General features: G+C 57.0%; 14 protein-coding genes and 1 other RNA gene. 10 read left to right on the forward strand and 5 right to left on the reverse strand.

From position 1 onward, the window contains the following. Positions 1-1059 precede the first annotated feature (1059 nt). The 7 genes from LAO21_13960 (at position 1060) to LAO21_13990 (ending at position 11254) form a co-directional block, all read left to right on the forward strand. The gene (locus tag LAO21_13960) at positions 1060-3315 is read left to right on the forward strand and encodes an Rne/Rng family ribonuclease (protein MBZ5553824.1); all 2256 of its coding nucleotides are present in this window, start codon (positions 1060-1062) and stop codon (positions 3313-3315) included. Positions 3316-3571: 256 nt separating this feature from the next. Continuing rightward, entirely contained in the window at positions 3572-4375 is an 804-nt protein-coding gene (locus LAO21_13965; protein ID MBZ5553825.1) for an aminotransferase class I/II-fold pyridoxal phosphate-dependent enzyme, read from the forward strand. A 36-nt stretch (positions 4376-4411) separates the two neighbouring features. Next, positions 4412-4768: an aminotransferase class I/II-fold pyridoxal phosphate-dependent enzyme gene (locus LAO21_13970; GenBank protein ID MBZ5553826.1), complete on the forward strand. Its 357-nt coding sequence runs from the start codon at positions 4412-4414 to the stop codon at positions 4766-4768. A 320-nt stretch (positions 4769-5088) separates the two neighbouring features. Next, positions 5089-7215 (forward strand): S9 family peptidase, encoded by a 2127-nt coding sequence (locus LAO21_13975; GenBank protein ID MBZ5553827.1) that lies wholly within the window; start codon positions 5089-5091, stop codon positions 7213-7215. A 90-nt stretch (positions 7216-7305) separates the two neighbouring features. Continuing rightward, positions 7306-8277, forward strand: a complete 972-nt coding sequence (locus tag LAO21_13980; GenBank protein ID MBZ5553828.1) for an aldo/keto reductase — start codon at positions 7306-7308, stop codon at positions 8275-8277. 218 nt (positions 8278-8495) lie between these two features. Further along, positions 8496-9575, forward strand: coding sequence for a PEGA domain-containing protein (locus LAO21_13985; protein ID MBZ5553829.1), 1080 nt, complete (start codon positions 8496-8498; stop codon positions 9573-9575). Between the two features lie 629 nt (positions 9576-10204). Beyond that, positions 10205-11254 carry a homoserine dehydrogenase gene (locus tag LAO21_13990; GenBank protein ID MBZ5553830.1) on the forward strand — a complete coding sequence of 350 codons (1050 nt, stop codon included), beginning with the start codon at positions 10205-10207 and terminating at the stop codon, positions 11252-11254. A 62-nt stretch (positions 11255-11316) separates the two neighbouring features. On the opposite strand, the gene recR is transcribed toward LAO21_13990, so the two are convergent. The 4 genes from recR to ffs all read right to left on the reverse strand — a co-directional run bounded on the left by recR (position 11317) and on the right by ffs (position 14421). Beyond that, positions 11317-11916 (reverse strand): recombination mediator RecR, encoded by a 600-nt coding sequence (recR, locus tag LAO21_13995; GenBank protein ID MBZ5553831.1) that lies wholly within the window; start codon positions 11914-11916, stop codon positions 11317-11319. Between the two features lie 80 nt (positions 11917-11996). Continuing rightward, the gene (locus LAO21_14000; protein MBZ5553832.1) at positions 11997-12305 is read right to left on the reverse strand and encodes a YbaB/EbfC family nucleoid-associated protein; all 309 of its coding nucleotides are present in this window, start codon (positions 12303-12305) and stop codon (positions 11997-11999) included. A 21-nt stretch (positions 12306-12326) separates the two neighbouring features. Beyond that, entirely contained in the window at positions 12327-14132 is a 1806-nt protein-coding gene (dnaX, locus tag LAO21_14005; protein MBZ5553833.1) for a DNA polymerase III subunit gamma/tau, read from the reverse strand. Positions 14133-14323: 191 nt separating this feature from the next. Continuing rightward, positions 14324-14421: signal recognition particle sRNA small type (ffs, locus tag LAO21_14010), an RNA gene on the reverse strand. Positions 14422-14720: 299 nt separating this feature from the next. On the opposite strand from ffs, the gene LAO21_14015 reads away from it, so the two are divergent. Next, positions 14721-15086, forward strand: a complete 366-nt coding sequence (locus LAO21_14015) for a hypothetical protein (GenBank protein ID MBZ5553834.1) — start codon at positions 14721-14723, stop codon at positions 15084-15086. Positions 15087-15284: 198 nt separating this feature from the next. Here LAO21_14015 and LAO21_14020 read toward each other — a convergent pair whose 3' ends face one another. After that, a complete protein-coding gene (locus LAO21_14020) occupies positions 15285-15698 on the reverse strand; it encodes a hypothetical protein (GenBank protein ID MBZ5553835.1) in 414 nt (137 codons plus the stop codon). Between the two features lie 170 nt (positions 15699-15868). On the opposite strand from LAO21_14020, the gene rpsU reads away from it, so the two are divergent. Further along, positions 15869-16066 carry a 30S ribosomal protein S21 gene (gene rpsU, locus LAO21_14025; protein MBZ5553836.1) on the forward strand — a complete coding sequence of 66 codons (198 nt, stop codon included), beginning with the start codon at positions 15869-15871 and terminating at the stop codon, positions 16064-16066. 219 nt (positions 16067-16285) lie between these two features. Then, a complete protein-coding gene (locus LAO21_14030; GenBank protein ID MBZ5553837.1) occupies positions 16286-16594 on the forward strand; it encodes a zinc-ribbon domain containing protein in 309 nt (102 codons plus the stop codon). Positions 16595-17008: the final 414 nt, after the last annotated feature.

The following is a 17008-nucleotide window of genomic DNA, read 5'->3' on the forward strand; positions in this document are numbered from 1 at the left end:
CTTGAATCCACTCCGGGTGAGGCGGCCCTCCATGCCCCCTCCCCGATGGTTATCGAAATCCCCACCCGGCTTGACCCTTCTGAAACCCAAGGCCCCGCCGCGGCCGTTACCACAGCTGGAAAGGCGGTCCCCGAGAAGGTTCCTCCTATTGCTCAAGCGGCCGTAATGGCGCAACCGACGCCGGTCTCTGAGAAGGCGGCCGAGGCGGAGGCGAGACAGGATCTGGAGAAGGGTGTTCCCGCGGCGTCCGGGCAGGGATCTGCCGAATCCGCCCAAAAATCCCAAGGTGAATTTGACCGTCAGTCGCGGGGCCGGTACGGCCGCCGCCGCGGCCGCCGCCGCCCATGGGAACGGCGAAAGGAAGAACCACCCCGGAGTGTTCCGCAGTCCCCGGCCCAACCACAGGCCCCGATCCCGACCGCGATGGTCCCTCCGCCCGCCCCCGCGCTGGTGAGTACCTTGACCCCTCTTCCCGGAGAATCCCTGTCAAAATTCCAGCAATCCGCGACAGTGTCCGGTGAAGAACAGCCACCAGCTCACGAATTCCTTTCCCCCGACGCTGTTTATCTTCCCGAGGCTGATCTTCCCGAGACAGCGGCATCCTCGCCGCCCGGCATGGCGGAAACTCCCCCATTGCCCCCGGTTGAAACCGCCCCTGCGGAAACTCAAGGAGAGGTGACACCTGCTCCATCGAGTCAGGCCGGAGGGATGTCGTGGGTTCAAGAAGCGCCCCTGATCCCCAATCAACCCGAGACGTTCGAACAGGTGGAGAAGATCTTGTCCATCCTGGATGTCCCGGTCGAACCGGGTCAATCCCCGACACGATTGGAACCAGCCGCGCCACGGGCCACCCCGTTGGAAAAGGATTCCGTCATCCCTCTCGATGTCATTGTCCCGGAAATCCCTTCGCCCGTGAGCCCTGCGGTTGCCGAAGCAGCCACCCCGGCCAGTGAAACCGTTGAAATAACTGAGGAGCCAATTTCGTTGCAGCTGGATGAATCAGGGGCCTCGGCCGATGTTCCCCTGGTCGCAAGATTCTCCAGCACGGACTCCGCCGCAATGGAATCAGGAGCCCAGGTCGCCAGATCGGAACCGCCAGAAGCGATCAACGCATGGCAAGATACCGTTGAACCTGTTTCTCTTGAATCAGCGGACTCGAGGGTTTCAGAAAGAACCCCGGAGGAAAAGGCGGAGCCCATAACAGAATCGAAAGGGACCGAGACCGCATTAGAGATTCCGGCTTCCGAAGCACACGAAGGTTCGATTCCCGCGGAAGAACAGGCAACCCCAGTTCAAGGAGTGTCCAGGGAGCAGGAGACGCCGCCGAGTATTCCGCCCGCTTCCGAACCACCCGTGCCTGCGGGGGCTGACGAGCAAGCCGCGGTCACGCGTGGGACGACGATCTCAGAAGAATACCCCCTTCCAAGGCCTGAGTCAGAACCGGGCGAAAGCCTCGCCGCGACAATGCTCCACCGCGAATCCACGGAACAATCCGACGAACCGCGTTGGCCGGTGTCTGAACAATCCATCGTCAAGGAAGCCAGGACTGTGGAAACGGCTGATCGGGAACCGGTGCCTGCGGTGCCGATCTCCGAAATCCCTCCGGCGGCCGGATTGACTCTCCAGATGGCCGGTCCGGTGACACCACTGCCGGAAGTGCCTCCCGCCGCTGTCCCTGTAATCGCAGAGGGACCGGCCTCATCGACCCCCGAAACCTTCAAGCCGAAGTTCAAAGAAGAGTCCAAGAGGGAAAGAACTGGGCCGCGCTTTGAAAAATCCTCAGCTTCGAAATTCTCTCCCGCCGCCCGGCGATTCGAAGCGAAAGCGGAGAAGGCCGCTGCTCAACTGGCTCTCCAGCCCGAGGTCTATGGGCCACCGACGCCTTACGAATACATGACGGATGGAGAAAAAGCCGAGTACAACGCCCGTCGCGCCCAAGAAAAGACCTCGGCCAAAATCCTCGATTCCTCGCGCAAGTTAGCGGCGCCTCAGCCCCGGGATTACGCCTTCCAGCGGGGTCGGCGTGGGCGGCGAGGCCGCAACAAACGGTTTGCCGATCATGAGACTCCGTCCGAACAACCTGCACCCCGGGAGGAGAAGCGGCCGGCGTCCCGCCTGCTCATTGCCGAGTTGTTGAGAGAAGGCCAGGAAATTCTGGTCCAGATCGCCAAGGAGCCGCTCGGAAAGAAAGGGGCGCGCATTACTTCACATATTGCGCTGCCGGGTCGCTATCTGGTGTACATGCCTACGGTGGATCACATCGGTGTTTCACGAAAGATCGGTAGTGACGAAGAACGCCGCCGGCTGAAACGCATCATTAATGAATTCGGGGAAGGCCTTCCGGGAGGCTTTATCGTCCGCACGGCGGGCGAGGGCCGGACCGAAGAAGAATTGAAGCAGGACATTCGTTTTCTTGCCAACACGTGGGCCGATATCCGTTCCCGCGCGGAGAAGCGGGCTGCCCCGGCGCTGCTTCATCGCGATCTCGGCGTGCTGGAACGAATTCTGCGCGATCAACTTTCATCGGAATTCTCCGCCATCCGTCTCGACACAGAAACCGAGTACGCCAAGGTTCTCGAATTCGTCAACCAGTTCCAGCCAGCCCTGGTCGGACGCGTCAAGCTGCATTTCAAGGACACTCCCATTTTTGAGGAATACGGCGTCGACCATGAGATCGAGAAGGCCTTGAAGCCCAAGGTGTGGCTCAAGTCGGGCGGATATATCGTCATCAACCAGACCGAGGCGATGGTGGCCATTGACGTCAATACCGGCAAGTTCGTGGGCAAGACCACGCGGCTCGAAGATACCATCGTGAAGACCAATATCGACGCGGCCAAGGAAGTGGCGCGGCAGATCCGTCTCCGCGACATGGGGGGGATCATCGTCATCGACTTCATCGACATGGAGGAGCGCAAGAACCGGCAGAAGGTGATTCAGGCGCTGGAAGAGGCCATGCGGCAAGATCGGGCTCCCTCAAAGATTCTTTCCTTCAATGATTTCGGGCTCGTGGCCCTGACTCGAAAGCGGGTCAAACAGTCGCTCGAGAAGATTCTCATGCAGCCGTGCGTCTTTTGTCAGGGTCATGGACTGGTCAAGAGCGTGCAGACCGTGTGCTACGAAATCCAGGCCGAGGCCAAGAAGATGGCCCCTCTGCTCGATGGCCGGGAGATACGGATCCGCGTTCATCCGGAAGTGGCCCGGGCCTTGAAAACGTCCGAGCAGACCGTCGTCTCAGAAATCGAAAGCCATACCCGGAAAGACGTGATCATCAAAGCCGATCCCCAAACGTTTCAGGACCAGTTTGAAATCTTTTGAGAAGCAGTGGGCGGTGGGCGGTGGGCAGTTTGTTAAGCGGACTTGAAATTCCATTCTGTGGGCGAAAGTAGAATGTAAAGGCGCTCCGGGCCCACGAAGCAGCGGTCTTGAAAACCAGACGCAACACGAAGTGGAAGCATAAAGCGAAAGCAATAACAAATGCCCGATGAGGATTCATCGGGCATTTTGGTCTGGCCGGATTGAATCTAAGTAAGGAATCGAGACGCGATCATACACCTCCGAATGGAGCACCCCCATGAATTTTGAGACCTTCGAACTGGAGCGATTTCAATCCACATGGGAAAACCAGGTGGATTACAACCTCTCGGAGAGCGGTATCCTGCCGATGTCGGTGCGGGAACTGACACAGCTTGCTTCGGGGACGGCGCGACGCGAGAAGTCTTCCGACCCTTCGATCGCTCGGTTACTCCAGAAATCACTGGGCTACAGCCAGACGAACGGGACGGTCCCTCTGCGCCGAAGCGTGGCGGCGCTTTACCCCGGCGCCACCGAAGACAACATCGAAATCACCAATGGCGGCTCCGAGGCGAACTTCATCACGATGTGGCGGGTTGTTGAGCCGCGCGATGAAGTCGTGGTCATGTTGCCCAATTACATGCAGGTGTGGGGCGTCGCCCGGGCGCTTCGCGCGAAGGTGAAGGCCTGGTGGCTGCGGCCGGTGGCGACCTCCCCCTCACAACGCGGACCGATTCAGTGGGCGCCGGACCTCGAGCAGCTCAAATCGCTGGTCACGAAGAGGACCAAATTGATCGCCATCTGTAATCCCAACAATCCCACTGGGGCCGTGTTAACTCGCGACGCCATGCAATCGATTGTTGACCGGGCGCGGTGGGCGGGAGCGTGGCTTCTCGCCGATGAGGTGTACCAGGGTGCCGAACTGGGGGGACCCGTTACACCCTCGTTTTGGACTATAGCCGCCGGCTCAAATGCCCCGTATAGGAAGCTCATCGTCGCCAACAGCCTCTCCAAGGCGTACGGATTGCCCGGCCTGCGCCTTGGCTGGATGGCGGGTCGGCGGGAGGCCATCGACCAGTCCTAGGCCGCACACGACTACACGACCATCGGTCCGGGCACCTTGAACGACGCGCTGGCCACCGTGGCCCTTTCCACCGCCACACGCCGGGCCATCCTCGAGCGCACGCGAACAATCCTTCGGGCGCAGTGGCCGATTCTGGAAAAATGGATCGCCGCGCACGACCCTCAATTTGTAGCTGCTCCCCCGCAGGCAGGGGCCATCGCATTGCTCCAATACAGAATGAAGATAAATTCCACCGAGCTTGCCAACCGGCTCCGAAAAAAGAAAAGCGTCCTGATTGTCCCGGGGGACCATTTCCTGTTGGACCACCATGTTCGAATCGGATTCGGTGGACATCCTGGACATCTGAAGGAAGGCTTGAAGCGGTTGTCGGAGATGGTCCTTGGGCTGAATTGAGGTTAGGCATACGAGATCAGAAAGAGGGAACGGATGATCTCTTGCAGAGACGCATGGTTGCCGTGAGGAAACGGATTAAAGGTTTTCTGGCTTCTTCCTTCTGACTTCTGACATCTGATTTCCGACTTCCGGCTTCTGTCCGCTGACTTCAAGCGAGGGCGCACAGCGGTGCGCCCCTACGGACGACCTCCGGCTTCCGGCTTCTGACCTCTGACTTCCGGCTTACCTCCTCCGACACTTTGAGCCTTCTTTCTGATAGAATACTCTGCTCAAATTCCACAGATGGAGGCATCATGCGTCCCCTGTTTCTCACCGTAATCATGCTCGGTACCTTGTGCATCGCAGGAGTCTCATCCATGAAGGCAGCAGAAAAGCATCCGCTCACGTTCGACGATTTGATGAAAGTGCAGCGCGTGGCAGACCCGCACATTTCCCCGGACGGCAAGTGGGTGGCTTACTCCGTCACGGCGGTTGATAAGGAAAAAAACACCAAGAACTCTGACATCTGGGTGGTCCCGAGCGCCGGGGGCCCGGCACAACAGCTCACCCGCTCTCAAAAGAGTGATGACCGCCCGCAGTGGTCTCCGGATGGCAAGGAGATCGCTTTCATCTCCATGCGCGATGGTTCCTCCCAAGTCTGGATCCTCCCGGCCCATGGCGGCGAAGCCAGGAAGGTCACCTCCGTTGCCACCGAGGCCAGCGGCGTTTTGTATTCCCCCGACGGAAGACACCTGTTATTCACATCCGATGTCTACCCCGAATGCGATCACAGCGATCCTCAGAAAGCCCTCGAATGCAATGCATCCCGGAAGAAAGCGGCGGAGGACTCCAAGGTGAAGGCGCACATTGCCACCCGCCTGCTCTTTCGACACTGGACCGAGTGGAAGGACGGCAAACGCTCCCACCTGTTCATCGTGCCGGTGGATGGCTCCGAGCCACCCCGCGATTTGACGCCGGGGGACCACGATGTTCCACCATTCTCGCTCGGGGGACCCGATGATTACGCATTTTCTCCGGATGGCAAGGAAATCTGCTACACCTCAAACCACGACCCCCACGAAGAGCGTTCCACCAACATGGATCTGTTCGTGGTCAACGTGACCTCCGGTGAAACCAGGAAGATCACCGGCAACCCGGCTTACGACGGCTCGCCCCAGTATTCGCCCGACGGCAAGTTCATCGCCTACCGGGCACAATCCCGACCCGGCTACGAGAGCGATCGCTTTCAACTGATGCTCTATGATCGGTCGAACGCCCAGCCTCGCAGCCTGACGGAAAATTTCGACCGCTGGGTCGATTCGTTCGCCTGGGCGCCGGATTCCAAAAAACTCTATTTTGCCTCCGGTGACCGAGGACGCAATTCTATTTTCGAAGTCTCCCTCACCGGCAACGATGTGAAGCGGGTGTACGGGGAACATTCCTCCGGCGATCTCAACGTCACTCCGGATGGAAAAACTTTAGTGTTCACACGGTCCTCGATGCACGAGCCCGCAGAAATCTACCGCATCGGGACCGACGGATCGAATGCCACACCGCTTACCCGCCACAATCAGCCGCTGCTCGCGACCCTCGACATGAACGCCGCCGAGGAGTTTTGGAGCGACGGCGCCCCTTCATCCGGCGGGCCCAAAGTGGATCCCAAGGTGGCCAAAGGATTCCTCGATCCCGGCCAGGTCGATGCGGCCATGCCTGCTCAGAAGAGCGTTGACACCCCGAAAATCCATTCCTGGATCCTCACGCCGCCACAGTTCGATGCCGCCAAAAAATACCCGATGCTTTTGTTTGTGCATGGCGGCCCCCAGGGCTCCTGGGAGGACAACTGGGGCTATCGCTGGAATCCGCAGATGTATGCGGCCGCCGGCTACGTCGTGGTGATGCCGGATCCGCGCGGATCCACCGGATACGGACAGCAACTGATCGATGAAATCAACAAAGACTGGGGCGGCCGATGTTTCAAGGATCTCATGCTGGCCACCGATACCGCCGAAAAACTGCCCTATCTCGACAAAACCAGGACGGTGTCCGCGGGCGCTTCATTCGGCGGTTTCATGATCAATTGGTTCCAGGGTCACACCACCCGGTTTAAAGCGCTGGTGGCCCACGCCGGCGACTTCGACCAGGTGAGCGGCTATTACGTGACCGAAGAGCTCTGGTTTCCTGAGTGGGAGTTGGGCGGAACCCCCGCCGATAACCCGGAACTCTATGATTTCCTCTCTCCCGGGCGGTACGTGAAGAATTTCAAGACGCCGGAACTGGTCACCCATGGAGAAATTGACTTTCGAGTCCCGGTGGCCGAAGGCCTGGCAATGTTCTCCGCGCTCCAACGCCGCGGCATTGAGTCGAAGTTGTTATACTTCCCCGACGAAGGCCACTGGATCCTCAAGCCGCTGAACTCGGAGCTGTTCTACAAAACGGCGATCGATTGGTTGAATAAGTTTTCGAAGTGATACGGAAGTGACCACATTAAACAGCGACGCGATGATTCACCGCCGAGGGCGCACCTCTGTGCGCCCCCAAGAAAGGCGAAGCCTTCATTGATGCAATATCGAAAACTCGGACGAACAGAATTGCAGCTCTCCGAAATTGGATTTGGCGCATGGGGGATCGGAGGGCACTTGTGGCAGGATTCGAATGACGATGAATCCCTGAAGGCGCTTCACCGTGCCATCGACCTTGGCGTCAATTTCATCGACACCGCTGCCGCTTATGGTGAAGGACACAGCGAACAACTCATCGGAAAAGTCCTGAAATCGCATCGCGACAAGCGGATCTATGTCGCCACCAAAGTGAACCCGAAGAACTATGTCTGGCCTGCCCAGAAGGGCGGCGATATCCGGGATGTCTTCCCCCGGAATTACATCGTTGAGCGGACTGAACAGAGCCTCAGAAACCTTGGAGTCGAACGCATCGATCTCCAGCAACTGCATGTTTGGAACGACGAATGGGCAGGCGCTGACGAATGGCACTCCGCCTTTGAGAAGCTCCGGCGTGAAGGAAAGGTCTGGCATTTTGGAATTTCGGTCACAGAACATGATCCCGACGACAGCCTCCAGATGATCGAGACCGGTGAGATCGACGCCGTCCAGGTGATCTACAATATCTTCGACCAGTCCCCGGAGACGGCGTTGTTTCCCAAGTGCCAGCAAAAAGGCGTTGGGGTGATCGTGCGCGTTCCCTTTGACGAAGGATCGTTGACTGGGACCATTACGGAGCAGACGACCTTTCCACCCGAAGATTTCCGGACGCGTTATTTCGGCGGCGACCGTAAAAAGCAGGTGGTTCACCGCATCGAAAAGCTCAGGACGCTGCTCGACGGCGAGGCCAAAACCCTGTCGGAGCTGGCCCTTCGGTTCACGTTGAATCATCCCGCCGTCTCCACCGTGATCCCGGGAATGCGCAAGACGCAAAATGTTGAAGCAAATTGCTCCGTGTCCGATGGCCGAAAGCTCGCTTCGGATTTGTCCGCGGCACTTAGAGAGCACGCCTGGCAAAGGAATTTCTATCGGTAGGCACACCCCCATCAAACCTCTGGCGGCCGGATCTCATCAAAATAACCATAAGGATTGGAGGGTGATCCTCTCAGGTGGATTGCCCCCCTTGTTGCCCTTCAAAGTCCGCAATGGGGCCTGTCTCCTCGGCCGAAGGGAGCAACACCCGAGTGTCTGAACAGAAGGGAACCTGAAATACAAAGCAATGAAATGCATAACTTGCAGTCCCAGGGGGGCGTATGAGAATTCCTACTAACGATCAAACCGCTCACGGCAAATCGCTGCTGGCCGTGTGCACCATCGCTGTTGTGTTATCCATAGGACTTCTGTCTGTGATTCCTCAACCGCTGTTCGCCGATCATGGATTCGGACGGGGTGCCTCGTTCGCACGCGGGTTTCCGCAGCACAGGGGATTCAATGAGTTTGGATTCCATCGCAACTTCTTTCCCCGTTCTTTTGGGTTTTACCCTTCTTTTTCCTTCTTCTACACAGGGTTTGGTCCTTACTATTATTACCCGGGCTATTGGGGGCCAGCCTATTGGGCTCCAGGACCACCTTATCCGCCCAGTTATACTCTGGAAGATCAGGCTCCACGACAACAGGATTCCCGCGATAAGAATATCGCTTGGTTGAGACTGGACATCCTGCCGCGAGAGGCCTCAGTTTACATCGATGGGAAGTACGCGGGAAAAGGATCCGAATTTGTAGAGGGGAAGAAACTGCTCCCGGTGAGCCCTGACAGCCACACGTTGCGTTTTGAAGCGGAAGGTTTTCAATCCGCGGTCATCAACCTCAAGGTCAACCCGCTTCAGACCCTGGACGTCACCGAACATTTGCAGGCAGGTGGCGCAGCGACCGCAGCCCCGTCCAGCCCCCCTCCTTCTTCACCTTCGATCTCCCCGTCGCGGCAATCAGGCCGGACTCCACCCCCTATGCGACAACCTTATTCGGCCCCTCCGGTGAATCGAGGAAATGCGGGACAGAAGGCCTCAGCAGGTCCACGAAATGATGTGCATCCCCCTTTTCCCCCACAGTCCGAGACACCGCCCTCCAACCCGTCTCCTGGTGTGGCTGAGGACGTGCAATTTGGAAGAATTACCGTCCAGTTTGAACACGCGACGTCAGATGCGGCGATCTATGTCGATGGCAAGTTCATGGGTGTATCCGATGCGTCTATTCCTGAATTCGTGATTAACGATGTTCCCCCGGGGAAACATACGGTTGCCGTCACTAAACCCGGTTATGCGCATTTCGAAGAAGAAATAACCGTCAGTCCAAGCCAGAGCAAATCGGTCAAGGCGGTCATGAGGAAAGGATAAGATCAGTTCAAAGTTCCAAGTTCAAAGTCCAAGGTCCAAGGTCCAAAGTCTGAAACCCAGTTCAAAGTTCCAGGTTCAAAGTTCCAAGTTCAAAGTTCAAAGTCCAAAGTCCAAGGTCCAAAGTCTGAAACCCAGTTCAAAGTTCCAGGTTCAAAGTTCCAAGTTCAAAGTTCAAAGTTCAAAGTCCAAAGTCCAAGGTCCAAAGTCTGAAACTCAGTTCAAAGTTCCAGGTTCAAAGTTCCAGGTCCAAAGTCTAAAACCCGGTTCCAGGTTCATCACTCAGGAGCTCATCAAAACATTTTCCGCAACCATCCTGGTTTTTACTGATAACTGAGAACTGGGAACCGACAACTGCTTTTCCGACTTCCGACCTCCGACTTCCGACCTCAACCGGGGGCGCACATCCGTGCGCCCCTACAGGAGACTTCCGGCTTTTGGCGTCTGGCCTCCCGCATCTTTCCCTGACACCCGGCATCCGCCAAAAAGCCGGCGGACCTTCGGCCCGGCGCCTGACACCTCTCACCTCAACCATTTCTCTCCTTGCACCCAAGCGAATCTCGCATACAATTGGTATCATTGATTCTCAGGGGGCAACTTGACCTGCCTCCCCCCTGCGAGTTCATCCTTTCATGAAAGGAAGCGTCCTCATGCTCTATAAGCTGGCACTGATTGGGTTTGGGAATGTTGGGAAGAGCTTCATCCGGTTGTTGGAGCGGAAAAGGTCGAGGTTAAGAAAAGACTACGGGATCGAATTTCGGATCGTGGCGATTGCCACCGGCAGGCACGGACTAGCCATCGAGCCCCAGGGGTTCCAATCGAAGAAAGTCTTTACCCAACTGGAAAAGCACAGCTCTCTTGACGCTCTGCACCGCGGCAAACCGCTCAAAGGTGTCCTCGACCTGATTCAACGGTCGTCTGCCGATGTCATGTTTGAGATCTCACCGCAAGATCCGTGGACCGGTCAACCGGCCATCAGGCACATTGAAGCCGCTTTGAAGAAAAGGATGCACGTGGTCACGGCGAACAAGGGACCGGTGGTCCATGCTTACCGGCAGCTGAAACGGCTCGCCGCCCGGAGCAAGGTGCAATTCCGGCATGAGGGCGTGGTCATGGATGGGACCCCGATTTTTAACCTGGCGGAGATGACTTTGCCGGCGACCGAAGTGCGTGGCTTTGAGGGGATCCTCAACGCGACGACCAATTACCTGCTGGAGGAGATGGAAAAGAAAAAGAGCCTGGAGACCGCTCTTGAAGAAGCCAAAGCAATGGGTATTGTCGAGTCAAATCCGGCGGTCGATGTGGAGGGATGGGACGCGACATCCAAGCTGTGTTGTCTCGCAAACGTGATGATGGGCGCGAATTTGAGACCCAGCCAGGTTAACCGCGAAGGGATTCAAAACCTCACCCCTGAGCACCTTCTCAACGCCCGGAACCGTGGTTACTGCATCCGGTTGCTGGTTCGCGCATGGCGGGATGGGCGCCATGTCCGCGGGAGTGTCAAGCCCGCTGAAATTCCACTGACCCATACCTTCGCAACCCTCCGTGGGGACACTACCGCCCTGTGCATCGATACGGACACGATGGAAAAGATAACCATCGTCGAGGGTCCCGGGGGCCCGCATCAAACCGCCTTCGGGCTGCTGTCGGATTTCATCAATATTCACCGTCGATGTCTGTGAGGGTCTTTGGCCGGCATGGGGGGTAGGGCGCAGGGTCTTGCCGAGGGAGAAGAACGTTGACGCTACATCTCCCGTCGTCCTTCCAGGGATTTCATGACGGTGACCTCATCAGCATAGTCCAGTTCACTGCCAATGGGAACGCCCATGGCAATGCGCGTCACTTTCACCCCCAGGGGCTTCAGGAGCTTGGATAGATAGATCGCGGTTGCTTCGCCCTCAACGTTGGGGTTGGTCGCGAGAATGATCTCCTCCACTTCCCCGCCCCGCAATCGCTCTATCAGGTTCTTGATGCGGAGTTGATCCGGGCCGACACCCTTCAGCGGGGCCAGCGCGCCCATCAGGACGTGGTATCGGCCCTGGTAGGCACGGGTCTTCTCAATGGCAAGAACGTTAGCGGGCTCTTCGACGATACAGATCTGCCTGGGCGTGCGCGTGGGACTGGAGCAATAAAAACACGGGTCCACGTCCGTCAGGTTATTGCACGTGGAGCACAAGCCCACCTTCTGTTTCATGTCAAGGATGGCCTGGGCCAGACGTTCTACTTCCTCGGTGGGGCCTTTCAACAAGTGGAAGGCGATACGTTGCGCGGATTTTTGCCCGATCGACGGCAGGTGTTTCAATTCTTCGATCAAGCGGGCGACGGGTTCGGCATAGTCGGGCATGGGTAGGATTCAAGTCAGGTCGGTCTCGCGGAGTCTCCTTCCCGGTTTCTTTCCTCTCTCAAAACAGGGCAATGCTCCCGTCAAAACAAGCCGGGGATCTTCAGACCGCCGGCCAGATTCCCCAGCTGGCCTTGAAGCTGTTCATCCACTTTGCGGTTCGCCTCGTTGACCGCGGCGAGAATCAGGTCCTGCAACATTTCCCGATCACTCGAGCCGAGGGCCTCAGGGTCGATCGTGACCGCCAGCAACTGCTTCTGGCCATTCATCTTGACCGTCACCATGCCCCCGCCCGCAGATCCTTCGACAACCAGATCTTCCATCTGTTTCTGAAGCTGTTCCTGCATCTTTTGAGCTTGTTTAAGGATTTGTTGCATATTGGGTGTGTTCATAATTCAATCCCGTCCCCCTGGTTACTTCTTCTTAATCTGGAGGATTTCAGCCCGGAAAGTGTCCACAAAAGATCGGACCAGGGGCTCTTTGAGAATTTCCTCTCCTCCTGCCGCAGGGAGAGGCCCCCGGGCGTCCCCCGTACCCTCACTTCGGGGAGACAAGGGCGCCTCGTCGTCCAGTTTCTCTGTAAGCACCAATTTCACCTGTAGCTGGCGGCCAAAAACATTCTGGCATATCTGCCCCAAAGTTGCAATTTGGTCCTTGTTGTTCAGCATCGAATAGATATGCTTGTTAGCCTGGGTAAAGTAAATCCCGAGGGAGGAATTTTCCAAAACCATGCGGCTCACATGGTCGAGCAGTGAGGCCAGAAACTTTGATTTGGCGAAGACCGCATTTCGAAAGGATTCGATCTCCTTACTTTCGGTTGGTCTTCCAGCCCCCGAGTTCAGAAGAACTTCTTCGTCCTGTTCGCCCGGGCCCTCAGGATGGGCGCGCTGCACGTCAGGGCCAGGTCCCGATTCGGAGCGGGCAGAATCCCTCAAAGTGGGCCGGCTCGAAGCAGCCGAGCTTGAAGCGGCCGGAACTGGGGCACGTCTTTCATCGTTTTTTTTTATTGAAGGGGCGACGGCGGGGGCCACGGGGGGCGGGGGACGCTTTACAGCCTCGGTCATTGCGGCCGTGCCGGTAGAGGTCTCCCTGGATTTCCAGTCCGAAAGAAATTCTTCGATCGACATCAGCCGGGATGCCTGCACCAACCGGACCAGACCCAGCTCGAGGTGAAGCCGCGGATGGGTCGACCACTTGAGATCCGAGTCGGTCCGGGCCAGGAGGTGGAAAAAGCGTACAAGATCCTCCTCCGAAAAATGAGTGGCGGTCTCCGCCAGGCGCTCAATTTCACCCGGAGGAAGCTCCAGCAACTCCGAATCCTTCCCCGCAACACGGAGAATCATCAGGTTCCGGATATGCTGAATGGCTTCGCGACAAAAATGGCGCGGATCGAACCCCGCCCGGATGAGATCCTCCACCAGCGTCAACACCCCCCGGGTGTCTCTGGCAACCAGGGCTCCGCTGAGACGGTCGAGATACTCCTGGGAAACAAATCCGAGAAGTTCCCGTATTTTTGATTCATCAATCGATTTTCCACAAAACGAAATCACCTGGTCTAAGAGAGACTGCGCATCGCGAATCGAGCCTTCGGCGGCCCGGGCCAGCATCGACAGGGCGCCCGGCGTGATGCCAACCCCCTCCGCAGCCGTGATGGCTTCCAGCGACATGTAAATTTCATGGTAGGAAAGTGTCCGAAATGAGAAGTTCTGGCAGCGGGAGAGAATGGTGGGCTTCAGCTTGTGCCGCTCGGTGGTTGCAAAGATAAAAATGACGTGATCGGGCGGCTCCTCGAGCGTCTTCAGCAGCGCATCCCAGGCATCGTCGGTGAGCTGGTGCGCCTCATCAATTATGTAAATCTTGTAGCGGTCGCGCGAAGGCCGGTACTTGACGTTCTCGCGCAACTGGCGAACGTCGTCGATGCTTCGATTGGACGCCGCGTCAATCTCAATGACATCCACCGCATTGCCGTTCTTGATTTCACGGCAGGAATCACATTCTTCGCAGGGCGTGGGCGTCGGGCCCTTGGCGCAATTGAATGCCTTCGCCAGGATCCGGGCGGTGGTGGTCTTTCCGACCCCGCGCACACCGGAGAAGAGGTAGGCGTGCCCGATTCGTCGCATTTCGATGGCATTTTTGAGCGTGGTCGTGATCACCGACTGCCCAATCACATCATCGAATCGCTGGGGACGGTACTTGCGCGCTATGACCTGGTACGCCATGCGGTACGGACACCAACCTTTTTTGCTTTTCTTGCGGAAGAAGTCAGACGTCGGAAATCAGAAGTCAGATCAGGCAAAGGTCCTCATCTGATCTCTGACTTCCGACTTCTGACTTCACATATTTAAAAACAATTTCCCGGAAGTCTCTTAGCCTTCGCAACCGGGAAAACCTTCCCTGCCTTAACACAACCAGGTTTCGGGTGATCCGCGGCACACCACAGTTTCCGCTACCGTTGCTGCCGTCAGGCCCTGGCGGGGTTCACGGGCTGCAGTTGCACAGAGCCCGAAACCTGGAACCGCTGGAGCGTCAAGCGCTTTGCTCACGGAAACTTCTGGTTTCCGCCGACAAATCCCTCTGCCGCGTCATGGTCTTCTGACGCTCAGGGGATTCTCAGTCGTCGCTCCGAAACATTCGTTTATAGCATTTTTTGTCGGCCCCGACAAGGCGGTGAAACGGAGATACCGGAATTCACCGGTAGGCATTCCCCAACCGGCGTCGGACGGGAGAGGGTGATTTGCGGGATGAAGCAAAGGCGGCTATACTGTGAGACTCATTCATTAGGATTTTTAGAGGAAGTGGGTGCACCCATGCCAGCCACCGCGGAACCTCGGACCATCTATTTCTGCAGCCAGTGCGAATCCATCAGCCGCAGTAACCGGTGTCCCCGATGTGAGAACGATCCTGCCCTGACGGAAGATGAACTGGAGGATGATCGAGGAGATGCGGACCGCAAAATGTTCGAGATCGAACTGCCCTCCCTGGAAAGGGCTGTAATCACCATTTCCTGCCCCCATTGCGGCGATAACGCCTTCAGCAATGCCAACACCTCCTGGCACAAGAAGATTTATTCCACCCCGGGATTCGCCGTTTTTCATTGCCGCCACTGCGACCGCTTCTATCGTTACTCGCCAATCCCGCCGCAGACAACCCATTTGAAAATCGGCGGACAGTAGATGAACGCCGACCGGCAATCATCATCCCTCACACTCCTGATCCGGACCGGCCTAAACCATGACCAAATTCTATTAGGAAGCCAGGAAACGGCGGGATCGGGCGTCGAGGGAAAGTCACCCCCCGGCGGGATCGTCAGATTCTGTTCCGATTGAGGCTTTTTACTTTCCTGTATTTCTGGCCTCCTAATAACGAAACCGCTATCCGCCCAGGTCCCGGCTACAAAATCGGCAGACCTTCGCCGCCGCCTTGATCGTCTCCGCGCAGAAGGGACACTTCTTTGTCGCCTCCTCGCTGACCATGATGTCCTCAGCCCCGTGCCGATATTGGGATTGAAGCGATTCGATCAGTTCCTTGATCCTTTGCGCATCTTTTTTGTGATGCCCGTGACTGAAGATCGGATCGCTGCCCCCGGAGGACTCAATCCAGATGTCCGACCAGATCAGCCCCTTCTTGATTCTCACCGAGGCCACCTTGCTGATGTTGATCGATTCCTCATCGGAGGAAAACAAAGAGCGCTTCACCTTGATCACTTGCATCGGGGTGATTTCAATCTTGATGGGAAAAATCCGGTTCCCGCGTGTCCATCGGCAAGCTACAAATGTTTCGCTCATGGCTCCCTCTTATCGGTTCGTCATCGTACGATTCATCAATCAAACATAGGCTTTCTCGAGCTGCACTCCCGTGCTAAAACGCCAAGATTCTCCTTGACAGTCCAAAGACAATTGAAGTAGAAGGGGTGGGTCGAATTGGTAAATCTCCCGCCAACTGGAGGTGTTGATGAGTGGCTGAAGTTCGACTTCAGGAAGGCGAAAGTATAGAGAATGCGCTTCGCCGGTTCAAGCGGAAAGTACAGCAGGAAGATATTATCAAAGAAGTGAAGCGTCATTCGTTTTACATGAAGCCTGGTGAAAAGAAACGCGTCAAGCAAGCGCTGGCGCGCAAGCGAAACCGGAAAAAAGCCAGGAAGGAACTCGATTAGTCACGCGTTGACCGGGGAGCGAGCCAACCACCGAAGGCTGGCCAGCCCCCGGTTTCTGGTTCGGGCAATTGAGGTGGATCCGTCGTTCGTTTCATCCGTCTGCCGTGGATGTACGATGACCGGAACGAGGTTCTGGTCTCCCCTCGTTTTACAACCTAACACACTTTTACCCAGCCGTCCGGCTAAGCAGGGGCGGCACAGGTCCTAGGGAGTTCCCCCATGGAGTACCACGATCGAACGCTGGTGTGTGTGGAGTGTCATCAAGAGTTCGTTTTTACGGCCGGTGAACAGCTTTTTTATCACGACAAGAATTTCAAGAATGAACCCAAGCGGTGCAAGACCTGTAAGGCAAAGCGCGCCAACGTGGGGGGTACCACCGGGGCGCGAGTAGAGACTCAAACGGTGTGTTCACAATGCGGACGCCAAACGACTGTGCCCTTCAAGCCCACGCAGGGCAGGCCGGTCTACTGTCGCGAGTGTTTCCAGCAGCGCCGGAGCTCAATCTCCCCCTCTCCAGCCAGCACTTAATTGCCCCTGAGCAAACCAGCGGGGTGAATCGCCAGGCCGGCAAGCCTGCCGACCGCACGAGAAGTTCGTTTGCGGGCTTGCTGGCAGGAAGAATGACCTTCGCGCCCCGACCCGCATGAATGAAGTTCCGTGGCCTTTTCTGGATGGTCACTTTCCCCCAATCTCTCTGAATACTGTCTCTCGCATTTCGTGGGTGTCGCCTTGTTTATCCCGGATCCCGAAGTTGAAGGCGATGAAGGGAGTCGGGCGAAGATTGGAATCACGTCTTTGACAGAGATCAGGCAGGCGGGCAGAAGCGGCCTTCGGTCTTGTGGCTGGACGGGCGAGATGGAGTCAGGCATGGGAGAGGTGTCGGATTGGGCCCGAAGGGCTCCCAGAATGTGGCCCCGTCTGTCGAAGATCCGCCGTGGCGGG

It is taken from the genome of Terriglobia bacterium (assembly GCA_020073085.1).
Classification (GTDB): Bacteria; Acidobacteriota; Terriglobia; order JAIQFV01; family JAIQFV01; genus JAIQFV01.